The sequence below is a fragment of the Pseudomonas sp. 06C 126 genome, assembly GCF_001855215.1.
Lineage (GTDB): Bacteria > Pseudomonadota > Gammaproteobacteria > Pseudomonadales > Pseudomonadaceae > Aquipseudomonas > Aquipseudomonas proteolytica.
Genome location: NZ_MIFU01000121.1, coordinates 1 through 15,334, shown reverse-complemented (window position 1 = coordinate 15,334; position 15,334 = coordinate 1). Strand labels below are relative to the sequence as shown.

15 protein-coding genes and 4 pseudogenes are annotated in these 15,334 nt (G+C 60.3%); 5 read left to right on the top strand and 14 right to left on the bottom strand.

Translation table 11 applies throughout. The features are described 5' to 3' along the window. Positions 1 to 233: 233 nt before the first annotated feature. Positions 234 to 539, bottom strand: a complete 306-nt coding sequence (locus BHC62_RS23750; protein ID WP_029294393.1) for a PepSY domain-containing protein — start codon at positions 537 to 539, stop codon at positions 234 to 236. A 151-nt stretch (positions 540 to 690) separates the two neighbouring features. On the opposite strand from BHC62_RS23750, the pseudogene BHC62_RS23745 reads away from it, so the two are divergent. Next, positions 691 to 1,571, top strand: a pseudogene (locus tag BHC62_RS23745) (sterol desaturase family protein). Between the two features lie 57 nt (positions 1,572 to 1,628). Here the strand turns inward: BHC62_RS23745 and BHC62_RS23740 are convergent. Together BHC62_RS23740 and BHC62_RS23735 are read right to left on the bottom strand one after the other, a co-directional pair. Then, a complete protein-coding gene (locus BHC62_RS23740; RefSeq protein ID WP_070996370.1) occupies positions 1,629 to 2,306 on the bottom strand; it encodes a helix-turn-helix domain-containing protein in 678 nt (225 codons plus the stop codon). Beyond that, a complete protein-coding gene (locus BHC62_RS23735; RefSeq protein WP_029294398.1) occupies positions 2,307 to 3,434 on the bottom strand; it encodes a glycerophosphodiester phosphodiesterase in 1,128 nt (375 codons plus the stop codon). It lies immediately after the preceding gene. A gap of 246 nt (positions 3,435 to 3,680) precedes the next feature. On the opposite strand from BHC62_RS23735, the gene BHC62_RS23730 reads away from it, so the two are divergent. Beyond that, positions 3,681 to 4,004 (top strand): DUF2025 family protein, encoded by a 324-nt coding sequence (locus BHC62_RS23730; protein WP_029294400.1) that lies wholly within the window; start codon positions 3,681 to 3,683, stop codon positions 4,002 to 4,004. A gap of 107 nt (positions 4,005 to 4,111) precedes the next feature. Here the strand turns inward: BHC62_RS23730 and BHC62_RS23725 are convergent, their stop codons facing one another. Together BHC62_RS23725 and BHC62_RS23720 are read right to left on the bottom strand one after the other, a co-directional pair. Next, positions 4,112 to 4,438, bottom strand: coding sequence for an antibiotic biosynthesis monooxygenase (locus tag BHC62_RS23725; protein WP_070996369.1), 327 nt, complete (start codon positions 4,436 to 4,438; stop codon positions 4,112 to 4,114). Beyond that, positions 4,435 to 5,142, bottom strand: coding sequence for a CTP synthase (locus BHC62_RS23720; RefSeq protein WP_070996368.1), 708 nt, complete (start codon positions 5,140 to 5,142; stop codon positions 4,435 to 4,437). Before BHC62_RS23720 ends, BHC62_RS23725 begins: the two co-directional genes overlap by 4 nt. 80 nt (positions 5,143 to 5,222) lie before the next feature. Here BHC62_RS23720 and BHC62_RS23715 point away from each other — a divergent pair, with 80 nt between their 5' ends. Further along, positions 5,223 to 6,110, top strand: coding sequence for a LysR family transcriptional regulator (locus tag BHC62_RS23715; protein WP_070996367.1), 888 nt, complete (start codon positions 5,223 to 5,225; stop codon positions 6,108 to 6,110). A gap of 18 nt (positions 6,111 to 6,128) precedes the next feature. Here BHC62_RS23715 and BHC62_RS29405 read toward each other — a convergent pair. The 4 genes and pseudogenes from BHC62_RS29405 to BHC62_RS23700 form a co-directional block, all read right to left on the bottom strand. Continuing rightward, a pseudogene (locus BHC62_RS29405) lies at positions 6,129 to 6,566 on the bottom strand (methyl-accepting chemotaxis protein); the annotation flags it as partial. Positions 6,567 to 6,680: 114 nt separating this feature from the next. Then, a pseudogene (locus BHC62_RS29400) lies at positions 6,681 to 7,448 on the bottom strand (PAS domain-containing protein); the annotation flags it as partial. A 163-nt stretch (positions 7,449 to 7,611) separates the two neighbouring features. After that, positions 7,612 to 8,670 (bottom strand): diguanylate cyclase, encoded by a 1,059-nt coding sequence (locus BHC62_RS23705; RefSeq protein WP_029294409.1) that lies wholly within the window; start codon positions 8,668 to 8,670, stop codon positions 7,612 to 7,614. A 195-nt stretch (positions 8,671 to 8,865) separates the two neighbouring features. Continuing rightward, a complete protein-coding gene (locus BHC62_RS23700) occupies positions 8,866 to 9,489 on the bottom strand; it encodes a TetR/AcrR family transcriptional regulator (RefSeq protein ID WP_070996366.1) in 624 nt (207 codons plus the stop codon). Positions 9,490 to 9,622: 133 nt separating this feature from the next. Between BHC62_RS23700 and BHC62_RS23695 the strand changes: the two genes are divergently transcribed. Then, positions 9,623 to 10,678, top strand: a complete 1,056-nt coding sequence (locus BHC62_RS23695) for an MBL fold metallo-hydrolase (RefSeq protein WP_029294413.1) — start codon at positions 9,623 to 9,625, stop codon at positions 10,676 to 10,678. Between the two features lie 176 nt (positions 10,679 to 10,854). After that, complete coding sequence (locus BHC62_RS23690; protein ID WP_169390453.1) at positions 10,855 to 11,556, top strand: amidase family protein; 702 nt, start codon at positions 10,855 to 10,857, stop codon at positions 11,554 to 11,556. Positions 11,557 to 11,578: 22 nt separating this feature from the next. Here BHC62_RS23690 and BHC62_RS23685 read toward each other — a convergent pair whose 3' ends face one another. The 5 genes and pseudogenes from BHC62_RS23685 to BHC62_RS23670 form a co-directional block, all read right to left on the bottom strand. Continuing rightward, positions 11,579 to 11,953, bottom strand: coding sequence for a helix-turn-helix transcriptional regulator (locus BHC62_RS23685; RefSeq protein WP_070996364.1), 375 nt, complete (start codon positions 11,951 to 11,953; stop codon positions 11,579 to 11,581). 124 nt (positions 11,954 to 12,077) lie between these two features. Continuing rightward, positions 12,078 to 13,028 carry a hypothetical protein gene (locus tag BHC62_RS23680; RefSeq protein WP_070996363.1) on the bottom strand — a complete coding sequence of 317 codons (951 nt, stop codon included), beginning with the start codon at positions 13,026 to 13,028 and terminating at the stop codon, positions 12,078 to 12,080. A 118-nt stretch (positions 13,029 to 13,146) separates the two neighbouring features. Further along, positions 13,147 to 13,800 carry an HAD-IB family hydrolase gene (locus tag BHC62_RS23675; protein ID WP_029294421.1) on the bottom strand — a complete coding sequence of 218 codons (654 nt, stop codon included), beginning with the start codon at positions 13,798 to 13,800 and terminating at the stop codon, positions 13,147 to 13,149. A gap of 72 nt (positions 13,801 to 13,872) precedes the next feature. Next, positions 13,873 to 14,058: pseudogene (locus BHC62_RS27580) on the bottom strand (HNH endonuclease); the annotation flags it as partial. Positions 14,059 to 14,137: 79 nt separating this feature from the next. After that, positions 14,138 to 15,301, bottom strand: a complete 1,164-nt coding sequence (locus BHC62_RS23670; protein WP_083335483.1) for a ribonucleotide-diphosphate reductase subunit beta — start codon at positions 15,299 to 15,301, stop codon at positions 14,138 to 14,140. Between the last annotated feature and the right edge of the window lie 33 nt (positions 15,302 to 15,334).

The following is a 15,334-nucleotide window of genomic DNA, read 5'->3' as shown; positions in this document are numbered from 1 at the left end:
GAGCCGCATCCAAGCTTCAAATGTGTAAACGATGTCCCCGGTTTCAGATGTAAAGGATGTCTACGGTTCTACACCCCCGCTGGGCTGCGCAGCAGCCCCGATAAGACCACCGATGAGTGTCATGTAAACCGAGGGTGCAGGTTTTGGGGCTGCTGCGCAGCCCAGCGGGGGACGAGCCCCCTCGCCACGGGGGGGGCTTGTCCTGGACCGGTTACCAGAAGTGCTGGGGTAACTCAGGTGTCTTGCTTGTTTTCCAGTACTTTGCCGGTCTTGGCGTCGAGCTTCACGTCCCATTTCTTGCCAGTGGTGTCGGTCAGGTCCACTTCGTAGACCAGGGTACCGGCTTCGTTGTCCAGTTCAGTGTCGTTGATGGTCGCGCCGGCGTGTTGGGCCAGGGCGGCGGCATTCAGTTTTTCAAATGGCATCACGGCACCCGATTGCAGCAGGCTTGGAATCTGGTCCGGGCGAACATCGGCCTGGGCCAAACCAGCAGTCAGGGTCAGGGCAGCAGCGGCGAACAGAGCGGTCAGGTTTTTCATGGTGGTGTCCTTTGGGGTGAGCTGTTTAAGTAGGATCAGATTAACCCGCGCAACTTAATTCACCCTTAATTGTGTAGGACGTTTGCGTTGTTTGTTCAATCGCCCCGCGCCGGGAAATTTCATGCTGGTGTCTCAACTTCAGGAGGCACACATGAAACAGATACTGGCTTGGCTATATGCACCCGTGTTCTGGGTGGGGTTTATAGGTGGGGGGCTTTGGTTGGTCACGGTTGGCGCGTCGCAGTGGTTGCTGGCGGTGTTTGCGCTGGCCATCGGCGTGTCGTTCATTGCCGAGCTGTGCTTGCCCTACGAGCCTCAGTGGAACCGCCCGCTGGGCGACCGACGCCGGGATGTCCTCCATGCATTGGTCAATGAAAGCCTGAATGCCCTGGGGTTGCTGGCATTGCCGCTGCTCACGGCCTGGCTGGCGATCGAGGGCGCCTGGCCGCGCGCCTGGTCACTGTGGGCGCAATTGCTGCTGGCCATCGTGATTGCCGATGCGGGCATCACGCTGATGCACTACGCCAGTCACCGCATCGCCGCACTCTGGCGTTTGCACGCGGTGCACCACAGCGTGCAGCGGCTCTATGGGTTCAATGGCTTGATGAAGCACCCCTTGCACCAGATGCTTGAGGCTACGGCGGGTTTGCTGCCGCTGATTCTGCTGGGCATTCCAGTGGAGGTAGCGATGTTGCTGGCGCTGGCCATTGCGGTGCAGTTGCTGTTGCAGCACTCCAATGTCGATATGCGCCTGGGGCCGCTGCGCTGGGTGTTTGCCTGGGCGCCGGTGCATCGCTTTCACCACATGAAGTACGGGCGCGCGGGGGATGTGAATTTCGGTTTTTTTTCAACCTGTGGGACTGGCTGTTGGGGACTGCGTTTTACACCGAGGACTATCGAATGGGCGAGGGCGACTTGGGGATTGGTAGCCGTCCGGATTTCCCGGTGGATTATCTTGGGCAACTGCGTGACCCCTTTACGGCGACCCAGTTGAGTAAAGAACCGCCTGTCCCAAGCGCTCTCCAAATGTAGGCGTGAGCTGTCTGGTTTGATGCGGTGCTCTCGAGTTCTTCGCGAGCAAGCTCGCTCCTACAGGGGGAGGAGGTGTACCCGCAGATGGCGTAACGAGGCCCCGGCGGTCACGCCAAACAGTTGCTTCATGGTCCGGGAAAAATGCGCCGAGTCGGCAAACCCCGCGCCATGGGCAGCTTGTGTCAACGTGTGGCCGTTCAGGGCCAGGTCCAGGGCCAGGCGCAAGCGTCGCCACATCACCAGGCGCCGCACCGGCACGCCGAGTTGGCTGACGAACAGGCGCTCCAACTGGCTCAAGGACAGGTGCGCCGCTTCTGCCAACGCTTGCGCCGAGACCTTGCCGTTCAACTGTTGATCAAGGGTGTGCAGTGCGCGCTGCACCCGCTCATCGTCAGCCTGGCGACGTGGCAGCTGGCGCAAAGACTGCTCAAGGCGTTCGGGGGAAAACTCGGCCGTCTCCAGGGTTTTTTGCAACGAATCGAGGTCGAATGCCCCGGGTTCCACATAAGCCATCAACACAGTGCCGGGGGCGTGGACGATGGCATGGGGCTGGCGAGAGGGGATGAACAGGCGATAGGCCGTTTGCAGGTGCCCATCAAGGCTGACGGTGACGGGGCTGCCCGAAGACAGGATAAATTGATGGGCGTAATGAGCGTGGAGCGCAGTGCGCCCCGTCTCACCGAGGATCAGGCCGTAGTCACGGCCCAGCCACAGTTGCCCTGACCACTCGTTCACTCAGTAACCGTTGTCCTGCAGCAGGTCCTGCACGCTGGACGACGGCCAGCGCTTGTAGAACTTCAGCAGTTCGGCGGCGCGGTTGGTAAAGATGCCATCGACCCCGGCGCTCATGACCTTCTCGAAATCCACCGGTTCATCGACGGTATAGACGTGCACCAGCAGGCCTTTGTCGTGGGTCAGCTGGTTCATCTCGGGCTTGACCAGGTCCGAATAGCTCTGGTCGCCGAGGTTCGTCAGCTGTGCGGACGGGCCGGTGCCAATCGCCCCGAGGCTCTTGGCTTCATCGACCCACTTCTCGAATTCGGCAGCGTCCTTGGGTTCCTGCTTGGCATAGTAGGCCGCCTTGGTCGGCTCGCCGGATTCGGCGAAGGTCACCTTGGACTTGGGCTCGATGCTGCCTTCACCCACCCACAGCAGCAGGATTTTCGGGGTGTTGGGCATTTCTTTCTGCAGTTCCTTGAGGCTGGCGGTCTCGAAGGTCTGCAGCACCACGCGGCCCTTGCCCTGGCCGACGCCCGTGTTGCTCTTGCCCAGCTTGGAGCCCACGGAACTGAGCCAACCCTTGTCCAGCAGCTTGTCTTTCAGATCGGCTTCGATCCCCGGAAACTGCTTGGGCTCCTTGGTTTCGATGTACAGGCCGGGTTTGTGCTGGGGGTTGCCTTCGGCGATCTTGATGATTTCGTCCAGGCTGAGGATTTTCAAACCGACAAAGCCCGGGCGCGCACGATCCGGGTAGGCGGCGTTGAACCAACTGCCGGCATCCAGGGTTTGCAGTTCTTTCCAGGTGAACTCGTTGGCCGGGCTGTCTTTGCGCTCAGGGAACTTGGTGGCCACGTCGGTGGTACGTTGCAGATTGTTGTCATGCAAGGCGAACAGGACGCCGTCCTTGCTGCGTTGCAGATCCAGTTCCAGGTAGTCGGCACCCAGGTCGCGGGCAAGCTTGTAGGCGGCGGCCGTGGACTCCGGGGCATCGAAGGATGCACCTCGGTGGGCGATCACGGCAGGGTGGGGAATGCCGTCCTTGGTCGCCAGTTCAACCGGGCTGATGGGGCTTGCAGCCTGTGCGTGGCCAAGGCCCATCATCAGAGCGAGCAGCAGGGCACTCTTGGTAAACGTAGCAGGCATGTGCGAGGTCCTTTCGTGGAGGTAGCTTCAAGAAGGGTTCCTTTTTAACAATTGCATGCAAATCGCGCTATCACCAAACCGACATTAACGTGCGCATGCGCTATTTTTCTGCGCTTTTGTGCCGTGCTATGCAGTACTCTTGGTCCGAGCTTCCCCGCCAGAGGGAAACCTGTATTGCCTTACTTTTCTGCCTCGCGTGTAAACCATCGTTCACTTCCCCTGTGGGATTTTTCAGTGAGGTTTAGCATGCGCATCACTTCAGAACTCATCTGCCAGGCCGCCGACCAACTCAATGGCTTTGTCGGCCTGAACCGCAAGACCGGCCAGTACATCGTACGTTTCAGCGAAGACTCGTTCGGCATGGACGTCGCCGACGACGGCATCATCCCCACCAGCGAGTTCGTCTGGCAGCCCGCGGCCGACCAGGCCATGACCCTGTCCCGCGAGCACATCCAACTGCTGCTTGACCAGAACATCGACGACCGGATCAACATCACCGAACCGCTGCGGGTGTACATGCGCCGGGTTGAAATCCCGCAGATCAGCGCGGTGCGCAGCCTGGTCAGTTGATCACGCTCACCCCTTGTAGGCGCTGGCTTGCAGCGATGGCGCCAGCAAGAACGCCCCGCCAAGCCAGCGCCCACAGGGGGACACCGATCGCCAGTTCAACCCTGCAACTACAGGACGTTGAAGGCGTAAGCCCGCTCCACCTTGCATACCCGTGTGTGAAAGGCTGAGTACCAGGAGGCCCTACCTTGCTCGCGCACTTCGCGGTGCTCGGTGTGTTGTTTCCAGGCCAGGATGGCGGCCTCGCTGGCCCAGTAGGACACGGTAATTCCCAACCCCTCTTCGCCCCTGGCCGACTCGACACCGAGAAACCCCGGTTGCTGGCGGGCCAGTTCGAGCATGCGTTCGGCGGCCTGTGCGTAGCCTGGATCGGTGTCGGTGCGCAGGGAGGTGAAGATCACGGCGTAATAGGGCGGGGCGGGTGTCTGGGCAATCATGCCGAGCGCTCCTGGCAGGCCCTGAGCCATGCCGTGACCAGCGGCACGTTGGCTCCCTTGAGTGCCGCGCGTTCTGGCTGGAACAGCGTGGCGACAAAAAACGGATGGTCCAGCAGTTCAATCGCCCGCACCTCGCCTGTGGAGTCATGGGCGCTGCCAATCAGATTGTCCTCCAGCAATGCCTGTTCGAAGTCGTGATTGACGCCATAGCGGCAACGATAAGCCTCTTGAATTTCAAGAGTGCCGTAAGCTTCGGCAATCCGTGTGAATGCCATTAGGCGTAACGGGGCGATGGTCTCGACCAGGGCGCATGCCAAGGGGGCGATCACCGCACGGGGCGCATCGGGGGCCAGTTCGCCATGTTCGGCATCGGCCCAGCCCAGCACATTGCGCGCATATTCCAGCACGGCATGTTGAAAACCGCCGCATGTGCCGAGGAAAGGACGCCGCTGTTCGCGGGCAAAACGGATCGCCCGCAAGGCACCGTCGATATCGCGATAGGGGCTGGCAGGTACGCACCAGAATCCGTCGAAGGGTTGCAGGGATTGGGCGTCGAGGAGGGTGTCAGTGGCCAGCCACTGAGCATGGATCGTCAGGCCCAGCTGTGCGCTGGCCTGTTGCAACGCAATCGGGATGGCTTGGTGTGCGGTCACTTGCGGGTCGTAGTCGCCAATCAGGGCGAGGTGCAGGGCAGTGGGGTTCATGGCTGGCGTCCAGTGGCTTGTCGAGTCCTGGAGCGCACTATAGATTGGCGCTCACGCAATCAATATTGGCGTTACTCCACATGCTCAATGCAGCCACGCACTATCAACTCGACTATCCCGACCTGGCGCTGGTCCTTGCCCTGGTGCGTGGTGGCACCCTGGCCCGGGCGGCGGCCTTGCTGCGGGTGGATGTGTCCACGGTGTTTCGGGCTGTGCGGCGCCTGGAGTCGTCACTGGGCCAGGCGCTGTTCGAAAAGAGCCGTGCCGGTTACCTGCCGACCAGCCTGGCCACCACACTCGCCCAGCAGGCCGAACGTGCCGAGCAGGCGTTGGAAGCTGCGCGGGTTGGGGTGGAGCAGGGCGGCGAGGTGATCAGCGGCACAGTGCGCCTGACCTGCACCGATTCGGTGTTGCAGGGCCTGTTGCTGCCGGCCCTGGCCCGGTTCATGCCGGGCTATCCGGCGCTGACTCTGGAACTGAGCACTTCCAACGACTTTGCCAACCTCAGTCGGCGCGATGCCGACATCGCCTTGCGCCTGACCCGCACTCCTGCGGAGCATTTGGTGGGGCGGTGCCTGGGGACGGTGTCTTATCGCGTCTGCGCCAGCCCCGGCTATGCGCAGCAGCACGACATTCAGGACTTGGCCAGCCTGGCCTGGATCGCGCCGGATGACTTCCTGCCCGACCACCCCACCGTGGCTTGGCGTCGCCAGCACTTGCCCGGCGTCAGGCCCAGTTACCGCTGCAACAGCATGTTGTCCGCGACCGAGTTGGTACGCGCCGGCCTGGGCGTGGCGGCGCTGCCGGATTTTCTGTTGGGGAAAGGCCATGGGTTGCAGCCACTGGGGCCAGCACTCGCGGGGCATGATACGGCCCTGTGGTTGCTCACACGCCCGGACTGCCGGGCGCTGCGATCAGTGGTGACGTTGTTCGATGAACTGGGCCAGCACTTGCGCCACCCCTCGTAGGTGCCGGCAAGCCAGTCTCTACAACCCGACCCGGTCATTGGCAAACATACTCACTGCCCGCACGGCATCACTGGTGCCTTCGCGAATCTGCAGGATCACCGTGCCGGCCTGGTTGGCCAGGTCCACGCCTTGGGCAGCCCGGTCGCGGGTGCTGTCCATGCTGTCGATGGCCTGGCGGGTTTCGCTCTGGATCATCTCGATCATGCTCGAAATCTCTGCCGTGGAGCCGCTGGTGCGGGCGGCCAGTTGCCGGACTTCATCGGCGACCACCGCAAACCCGCGGCCCTGGTCACCTGCGCGTGCGGCTTCAATGGCGGCATTCAAGGCCAGCAGGTTGGTCTGGTCGGCAATCGCGCGAATGGTGTTGACGATGGCGGTGATCTGCTGCGAGCGCTCGCCCAACTTGGCGATCAGTCTGGATGAGCTTTCTATGTCGGCGGCAATGTCATGGATGCCGCTGGCGGTCTGCTGAATCACCTCGGCGCCTTTTTCGGCGATCTCCCGGGTCTGCAGGGAGATGTGATAGGCCTGGGTGGCGCTCTGGGCATCTTCGGCGTGTTTTTCCACCATGGCGGTGACGTCGGACGCGAACTTCACAATCTTGCACAAGCGGCCGCTGGCGTCGTAGACCGGGTTGTAGTTGGCTTCCAGCCACAGCGTCTGGCCGGTGTGAGTGATGCGCTCGAACTGGCCGCTGAATAACTCACCCTGGTTCAGCCGGCGCCAGAAATCGCTGTATTCCTGGCTGTTGGCCAGCTCCGGTTTGCAGAACAGGCGATGATGTTTGCCCTGGATCTGCGACAGGCTGTAACCCAGGCGCTGGAGGAAGTTCTGGTTGGCGGTAATGATGGTGCCGTCGAGGTTGAACTCGATCACCGCCATGGCCCGGTCAATCGCCTCGAGCTTGGCATTGGCTTCGCTTTCGGCCTGCATCCTGGCGCTGACGTCCAGGGCATATTTGATGACTTTCACCACTCGGCCGGCCTGGTCGCGCACCGGGTTGTAGCTGGCTTCCAGCCACACCGAGTGGCCATCGGCGGCGACGCGCTCGAAGGTGCCCGACTGGAACTGGCCGTTGCGCAGTTGCGTCCATAATTGGCCGTAATCGGCGCTGCGGGCAAACGCCTGGGTGCAAAACAGGCGATGGGGTTGGCCGACGACTTGATCCGCGCGGTAGCCCATGGTCTTGAGGAAGTTGTCATTGGCGCGCAAAACGCTGCCTTGTAGATCGAACTCGATCACGGCCATGGAGCGCTCGAGAGCATCGAGCAGGCCGGCTTGTTGGCTGATCGTTTCTTGCAGGGTAGTGATGGTTTTTTTATGGGCAGTAAATAGCATGGTCGCGGGCTCAGTGATGCACAGTGCGAGAATGTATCCATGGTTGCGCTTGCTCACCGTGTAGCCCCAGGCCCACGGCAGACGTGCTCATTGCCGGCTTCCCTTCTACCGGCAGACAGTACAGATCAGAGCTCTGAGTCTTGGCCCCCGAGGGAAGTTCTATTCAGGCGGAACGGGCCACCAGGGATTCAGCCACCGTCACCCGATTGCGCCCGGTGCCCTTGGCGGCGTACAGCGCCTTGTCCGCTGCGTTGAGCCACATATGGGCCTGGGTAAATTGCACCTGGTAGGCCGCCAGGCCAATGCTCAGGCTGACCCGCAGCTCCGGGACCTGCGGGTCGCGGTAGCGGCTGAACATTTCCCGCAGACGCTCCATCACATAGCTGGCCTGTTCCAGCGCAACGTCCGGGAGGATCACGCAGAACTCGTCGCCACCGTAGCGGCCCGCCAGGTCATTTTCCCGCACGTTGCGCTGCAATTCCTTGCTCAGTTGTCGCAGCACTCGGTCACCAACGATATGGCCATAGGCGTCGTTGATCTGCTTGAAGTGGTCGATATCGATCAGCGCAATGGTGGCCTGGGATTGTTGCTGCTGGCACTTGTGGAACTTCAGTTGCAGCAGGTCTTTCCAGGAGCCGTGATTGAGCAGGCCGGTGAGGCTGTCGGTACGGCTCAAGGCGCTCAGGGCACGCTTGTGTTCCGACAGCTTGATGGCCAAACGATAACTGGCCATGCCGATGGCGACGGGATAGAGGATCAACATCGGCAGGCACGCATACACCTGGATCAGGCCGACGTTGGGGTTGAATGAAGGGCCGAATATCAGCCAGGCGAGTGCCACGCCCACCAGTTGCGCGAGCATGCCCTGGACCATCAACCGCTTGCCGCCCGCCGCGACGTTGTGCATGGTCATCATCGCGAGGATGGTCACTGCGGTCAGTGGTGTGAATTGCGTAGCTGCGGCCCAGAACCCACCGGACAGTGAGTCATACAGCAGGTTGCGGCGCTCGGCCTGGTAGGGAAATGCCGAATGGCTCGATAACTGGTACGCCAGGTGCGGCCAGATAAATGCGTTGAGCAGCCACAACGCCCAGATCCATCCGGGCATGGCCAGCGGGTACAGGGCAGCCAGCACGCACAGGCTGCCAATGCCCAGCCCGATAATGCGCGGCCGATAAATGCGCCGGGCAAACGACAGCCCTTTGCCTCGAAGGTTTTCCATAGATCCCTGCGTCAGGTTTTTCTTTTTTTAAGGGGCGACGGCGTACGTTTACCAAAGGCCATTTACGCCAGATGAGAGGCGAATATTGTCATTGATTTACGCAGGAATAATCAGTGTCCTTCCAAGCCATTTGCGTGGAGATCCACAGGGATTAGGGCAAAAACGACCTGCTGCGTCGTATTGCGACACGGGGGCTTATCGGGGGCAGGTAGCAATCTCGTAGCCGGCCAGGAACAGATCCATCGCCGATTCAATCACGTTGGCCTGGGTGGCGGCGTCCAGGGTAGGTTGGCCGAGGGTGATTTGCGGCCAGAAGGCGAACGCCTTGAGCAGGCTTTGCACCTGATGGGCGGCAAAACACGGGTCGGCGGGTTTGAGTCGCCCGTCTTCCTGGGCGGCACGTACCCACAAAGTGAACCCCTCTTCGCGCTCGCTCAGGCGATTGACGATGTCCTGTGCGCGTTCCGGGGAATGGATGGTCGCGGCAATCGCCACCCGGGCCAGATCGAGGAAGTTGGCGTCCGACATCATTTTCATCTTTGCTTGCAGCAATACGCGCAATTGGTCGCGCAGGGGTTGTTGGCTGCAGTAATTGACATCCAGTTGCGCCACGCTGCTGGCCCACAGCTTATGCAGGATCTCGGTGAACAACTCCTCTTTGCTGGGGAAGTGGTTGTACACCGTACGCTTGGATACGCCGGCGGTGGCGGCGATTTTGTCCATGCTAGTTACCTCGAAGCCGTTGTCGCGAAACTCGGCGATGGCCGCTGCCACGATGGCTTCGCGTTTGCGGTCGGTGAGGCGTTGAGGTGCAGTCATGGGGCTTTTCGGCTCTGGGAAGAAAATTACACTCGGTAGTTTACTTGGTCCGGGTTTTGTTGCAATCTTGAAACTACACTGTGCAGTGTAGTTGTTGGTCTGCATCAGCAGAACGTACCGGAGTCACTCTGTAATGGCCACGATTTCTAACCGCCTCGACACCCCCTCGGCAGCGCTCAAACCATCCGAGCAGCAGCAAGGTCACTTCAACAATCATGCGCCGGTCAACCGAGCTGGCTTTGGCAAGACCCTGAAGATTTTCTGGAAAATGCTTTTTCACAAGCCTCGCAGTACGCGGCCAGTGGGGGAGATTCCGGTGCAGCGCCTGACGCGCGAGCAACTGCTCAGTGCCCCGGATCACAGTGTGTACCGCCTGGGGCACTCCACCGTACTGCTGAAAATGCGCGGCAAGTTCTGGCTGACCGATCCGGTGTTCGCCGAGCGTGCTTCGCCTTTCAGTTGGGCGGGGCCCAAGCGCTTTCACCAGCCGCCCATCAGCCTTGAGGATCTGCCGCCGATTGAGGCGGTGATCCTGTCGCACAACCATTACGACCATCTGGACCGCCAGGCCGTCGTGCAGCTGGCCGCCAAGACCCGCTATTTTCTCGCACCACTGGGCGTCGGCGACACCTTGATCAAATGGGGCGTTGCGCAAGACAAGGTGCGGCAGCTGGATTGGTGGCAGGCCACTGAAGTGGAGGGCATCCGTTTTGTCGCCACCCCAGCCCAGCACTTTTCCGGACGTGGTCTGTTTGATGGCAACCAGACACTTTGGGCATCGTGGGTAATGATCGAGGGTACCCGGCGCATCTTTTTCAGTGGCGACACCGGTTATTTCGATGGCTTCAAGCGTATTGGCGAGCAGTACGGGCCATTTGACCTGACGCTGATGGAGACGGGTGCCTACAACGTCGACTGGCCCCATGTGCATATGCAGCCTGAACAAACCTTGCAGGCCCATATCGATCTGAAGGGGCGTTGGTTGCTGCCGATCCACAACGGCACCTTTGATCTGGCATTCCATGCCTGGCATGAGCCGTTTGACCGCATCATGGCCCTGGCGTGGGAGCGTAATGTTGCGATTACCACGCCAGCCATGGGGCAGGCTTTCATGCTGGCTGCACCTGAGCGCGGCCATGCCTGGTGGCTGGATGTCGAGGCCCAGGCGGCGCAACCGCTGGTGAGTTGACGGGGTTTGCAATGCGCTGTCGGTGAAAGGGCTTTCAAGGTGTTTCCGCCTTGAGAACCGACAGGAAAAGGATGCGATGATCTCGGGAAAGTCATTTCCTGGGAGTGGGCTTGATGGAGGAAAAATGTAGGAAGATCTTGGTGCCAGGTGCTTCCTGTTCTGGGGGAGTACCGTCGATGCTCAACATCCTGGACACAGCACCTTGTGCACTGAACCCCTCGGCTGGAACGACGGACAATAAGGCGCCGCCTCGGGGTGGCATTGAGTTCCAGCCTGCGGCAACGCCTGTTGTCCAGGGCCCCAGGTTCGATATTCCGGGGCCGATGATGAAGACCGTGCGTGATCCGTCGTTATCACTCTTGGCCCTGAGTGGCGTCGATCCCGTGGGCCCGGTTATGGTGGAAGTCCCGCCCGTCATGGAAAACAATGCCGCGAAATCAGCTCCTGCCCTGGCCGATTGGCGTATCGGTTATGCCGACGAATACCTGCGCAACAATGCACGTGAAATGGTGGAGCACTCCAGCGTATTTCTCCAGGCTTTGGAGGTGTTACGGGCCGCCGGTGCTGAAGTGGTGCCAGTGCTGGCGCTGCTACCGGATTCCACTGCACATTTCACCTTGGCGTCCAGCAACGAGATCGATGAGCGGGTGAGCGAGCATCGCCTCGACGCCCTGGTGTCCGATGGCCAAAGCCCGGCTTTCCATGGCTTCTGCAAAACCGGATACCCAGGCGTGTGCCAGATATTCCACGACGATCTGCATGGCACCAAGGTCGTGCTCTGGTTCTACGGTGCTCGCTGGGCACGGGAATCACTGTCGGCCTTGATACGGGTTTATCAACAGGCGATGCAGGCACGTGCCGACATACCCGGCAGGTGAACCTGCTGCGTGGCCAGTGAGCCTATGCGCTGTTGGGATGCGGCGTGTTCGACGATGTCGCGCCCAGCAGCCGCGCAATAAGGCTGCGGCGGCCCGGTTCGGCACCAGCCTGTGACGCTTGGGAGCGGCGTCCACTCATGCCCCACCCCGGCGCAAAACCCGGGAAAAACACCAGGCCTTCGTGCTCCAGGCGAAACGCCAGGGCGATGCGGATGGCGTCGTCCACCTCATGATGGCTTTCAAAGCGTTGTATGGCGTCCACCCCAACCCCGGCGTGCCGGGCCAGGTCTTCCCGGCTCCAGCCCAGCAAAGCGCGTGCTTGCACACTGTGCCGTGGGGTGAACTGATGAAGGACGATTTGCTGATCTACGGTGGTGCTCACTGCCAGAGAGGACATGGGGTTTCTCCAGGATGCCGACGGGGGAGGACAAACTATACTGTGTTTTTGTACAGTTGTTTTGACCGTTCATCAACTGGTTCACTTCCCCCGTGGCCGGCCCTTGATTGGCGGGCGCTTCAGGTCATTTCTCCTCCAGCCCCGGTGCCTCGCGGATAAGCAGGTGGTCCAGGTTCTGGATATTGGCACTGAACACCCCGAATGTCTGCTCGGGGTTTTTCTTGCTCGGCACCTGTTTCAACTCCGGCGTCACGCCATAAAAGAAGCAATACAAGGGGCGCTCACTGTCTACGGCGGCCTTGATCTGCTCCAGGAACGCCTTGCGCTTGCGGTAGTTCTCGATCAGCTTCTTGTTCAGGTACACGTTGACGGAGTAGGGCTTCTTGTCGAGCCACACCTTCTTTTCGAAGTCGATGCGAAAGCTGCTGGTGTAGTCCTTGATCGCCTTGATCCGGCCCCAGTAGATCAAGCCTTTGTTGTCCTGCAGGTATTCGATTTTCTTGAAAAACGCCCAATAGGTCGCGGTCTGCTCAGCGATCTTCAGCGGCATGCCCTTGAGCTTGTCCTTATTATCGATGTTGGACACGTAGCATTCGACCGGGTGTGCAAAGACGCTGGTCTTGTCCGGGGTGGTTTCGCTGGCACTGTGGGAAGTATTGGAGATTCTCGAGGGCTCTTTCGCCGGAGCCTGCGGGATAACGTCTGTGGCGCCTTGGATAGCTACCTTGCGTTCGTACTGACGCCGAGTCAGGACAAACTCCGATGGGAAGTTCTCCTCGCGCCCATCCTCGGTTTCTCCTGCCGTGGCTTTGTGACTGGCATAGCGGCAGCCCTCGATATGCCGGGTGCTGGGCAGGTTCTTGAAATGCGGGGTGCGCAGGTAGTTGACGTTCTTGCCATTGAACGTGCCCAGTACATTGCCCGCCGCAAACGCCGCACGGCAGTCATCGTTGGGGCACAGGAAGCTGTCCTTGTCGGAATCGAAGGCGGCGGTTTCGTCGAAATTCAGGTCGCGCACGTCATAGATCGACAGCTTTTCATCCAGGCTCAGGCAATAGGCTGTGTCGAACTTCATCGCAGGCGGATCCGTAGGAAGGTGCGCTATTAATAGCGGGATCGCGGCGGTACTTCAAACATCCATCGGCACTCCACTGTGTAGGGGCGTGCCTACCCCTACAAGAGAGCGCCTGCGATTACCGGGCTTTCAGCTTCGGCTTGCCACGGCGCTTGGCCGAATGAAAATGCCGCCAATGGGCATCCTGCGCCGCTGCCAGCAACTCGCGATCGCCGCGCGTGTCACCCCAGGCCCTGAGCCGATACTCAGCCAAGTCGCCATAAATCGCCTCAAGGCGCAGCACCTTGTTCTCACAGCGGCAGTTGTTGCCCGTAAGGCGCCCACTCAACACCCCATCGACCACCTCAAGCTCGGTGCCGATCAGCTTGATCCCCAGCCGATCAGCAAAAGGCTGCAACACGATTGCCGGCGACGCCGAGCACAGCGTCACCTCGGCGCCGGAGCCAATCTCGTCGGCCACCGACTGCAGGCCGGCAGGACGCATCAGCTTGTTCCAGGAGGCCTTGCAGTACTCCTCGGCTTTCTGCTGGACCCAAGCCTTGTCCACACCGGTCATAAAGGTGCGAATCAACTGGGCCTTGAGCTCATCGCGGCTCATCTGGCGCAACAGGAAGCGCACGCCAGGCAGTGCGAGCTTGAGCATCCTGCGGTTGAATTCCTGCTTGCCGAAAGCAAACTTGAGGAACGGCACAAAACTGTCGTGGCGGGTCAGGGTGCCGTCGAAGTCGAAGACTGAAAGTACCTTGGCGCCCACTGGGCCGGCTTCTAGCATGTCTGGGTTCACGGGGTGGCCTCGGTCCTATCTACTATTTTTTTGGAATGCATACGCTGTGACCGCAGGAGTCTACTCGGATATCAATCTATCGATTTTCGAGTAAAACCCTGTGGTGAATTCATCCCGATCAGTCGACCGGTAACAACGCTGATGGCAATTGGGGCACAAGGCTACAGCATTGGAGATGGGATCCGAACCCTTCCGGGCCAGGTGCTTGAGGTGATGTACTTCAAGAAATGGCAAACCGCCCACTGTTGATGCGCCTTGACCGGCCCCCATAAAAAAAGCCCTGGGTGCGACCCCAGGGCTTTTTCATGTCGCGACTATGCGCCGATCAATCCCAGCTCAACGCCCCGCCAGTCTGATACTCGATCACGCGGGTCTCGAAGAAGTTCTTCTCTTTCTTCAAGTCCATGATCTCGCTCATCCACGGGAACGGGTTGGTGGTGCCTGGGTATTCTTCCTTCAAGCCGATCTGCGACAGACGACGGTTGGCGATGAACTTGAGGTAGTCCTCCATCATCGCTGCGTTCATGCCCAGCACGCCGCGCGGCATGGTGTCGCGTGCGTATTCGATCTCCAGCTGGGTCCCTTGCAGGATCATCTGGGTCGCTTCTTCCTTCATCTCGGTATCCCACAGGTGTGGGTTTTCGATTTTGATCTGGTTGATCACATCGATGCCGAAGTTCAGGTGCATCGACTCATCGCGCAGGATGTACTGGAACTGCTCGGCCACGCCGGTCATTTTGTTGCGACGGCCCATGGACAGGATCTGGGTGAAGCCGCAGTAGAAGAAGATGCCTTCCAGCACGCAATAGTAGGCGACCAGGTTGCGCAGCAGTTCCTTGTCGGTGTCGACGGTGCCGGTTTCGAACTTCGGATCGGAGATCGAACGGGTGTACTTCAGGCCCCAGGCGGCTTTTTTAGCGACCGATGGGATCTCGTGGTACATGTTGAAGATCTCGCCTTCATCCATGGCCAGCGATTCGATGCAGTACTGGTAGGCGTGGGTGTGGATCGCCTCTTCGAAGGCCTGGCGCAGGATGTACTGGCGGCACTCCGGGTTGGTGATCAGGCGGTACACGGCCAGCACCAGGTTGTTGGCCACCAGGGAATCGGCGGTGGAGAAGAAGCCCAGGTTGCGCATGACGATGCGACGTTCGTCGTCGGTCAGGCCTTCGGGGTTTTTCCACAGGGCGATGTCGGCGGTCATGTTGACCTCTTGCGGCATCCAGTGGTTGGCGCAGCCGTCGAGGTACTTCTGCCAGGCCCAGTCGTACTTGAACGGCACGAGTTGGTTGAGGTCGGCGCGGCAGTTGATCATGCGCTTTTCGTCGACAGCGACACGGGCGGAAGCGCCTTCGAGCTCGGCCAGGCCTTCGGCGACGTCGAGTTTGTCCAGGGCAGCCTTGGCCCGCACGATGGCGGCGGAGTCATTGGCGGTCACGGCGCGGGCTTCGATGGCAGCGGCGGCGCCGGCACCGTCGAGGCGGTCCATGTTGGCTTCGGTGGCGTGGCCGGCGTTGGCGCC

What these genes read in the sequence shown, in the direction of transcription:
- BHC62_RS23750 (WP_029294393.1), bottom strand. Translation starts at nt 539, where the DNA reads ATGAAAAACCTGACCGCTCTGTTCGCCGCTGCTGCCCTGACCCTGACT.
- BHC62_RS23735 (WP_029294398.1), bottom strand. Translation starts at nt 3,434, where the DNA reads ATGCCTGCTACGTTTACCAAGAGTGCCCTGCTGCTCGCTCTGATGATG.
- BHC62_RS23730 (WP_029294400.1), top strand. Translation starts at nt 3,681, where the DNA reads ATGCGCATCACTTCAGAACTCATCTGCCAGGCCGCCGACCAACTCAAT.
- BHC62_RS23725 (WP_070996369.1), bottom strand. Translation starts at nt 4,438, where the DNA reads ATGATTGCCCAGACACCCGCCCCGCCCTATTACGCCGTGATCTTCACC.
- BHC62_RS23720 (WP_070996368.1), bottom strand. Translation starts at nt 5,142, where the DNA reads ATGAACCCCACTGCCCTGCACCTCGCCCTGATTGGCGACTACGACCCG.
- BHC62_RS23715 (WP_070996367.1), top strand. Translation starts at nt 5,223, where the DNA reads ATGCTCAATGCAGCCACGCACTATCAACTCGACTATCCCGACCTGGCG.
- BHC62_RS23705 (WP_029294409.1), bottom strand. Translation starts at nt 8,670, where the DNA reads ATGGAAAACCTTCGAGGCAAAGGGCTGTCGTTTGCCCGGCGCATTTAT.
- BHC62_RS23700 (WP_070996366.1), bottom strand. Translation starts at nt 9,489, where the DNA reads ATGACTGCACCTCAACGCCTCACCGACCGCAAACGCGAAGCCATCGTG.
- BHC62_RS23695 (WP_029294413.1), top strand. Translation starts at nt 9,623, where the DNA reads ATGGCCACGATTTCTAACCGCCTCGACACCCCCTCGGCAGCGCTCAAA.
- BHC62_RS23690 (WP_169390453.1), top strand. Translation starts at nt 10,855, where the DNA reads ATGCTCAACATCCTGGACACAGCACCTTGTGCACTGAACCCCTCGGCT.
- BHC62_RS23685 (WP_070996364.1), bottom strand. Translation starts at nt 11,953, where the DNA reads ATGTCCTCTCTGGCAGTGAGCACCACCGTAGATCAGCAAATCGTCCTT.
- BHC62_RS23680 (WP_070996363.1), bottom strand. Translation starts at nt 13,028, where the DNA reads ATGAAGTTCGACACAGCCTATTGCCTGAGCCTGGATGAAAAGCTGTCG.
- BHC62_RS23675 (WP_029294421.1), bottom strand. Translation starts at nt 13,800, where the DNA reads ATGCTAGAAGCCGGCCCAGTGGGCGCCAAGGTACTTTCAGTCTTCGAC.
- BHC62_RS23670 (WP_083335483.1), bottom strand. Translation starts at nt 15,301, where the DNA reads ATGGACCGCCTCGACGGTGCCGGCGCCGCCGCTGCCATCGAAGCCCGC.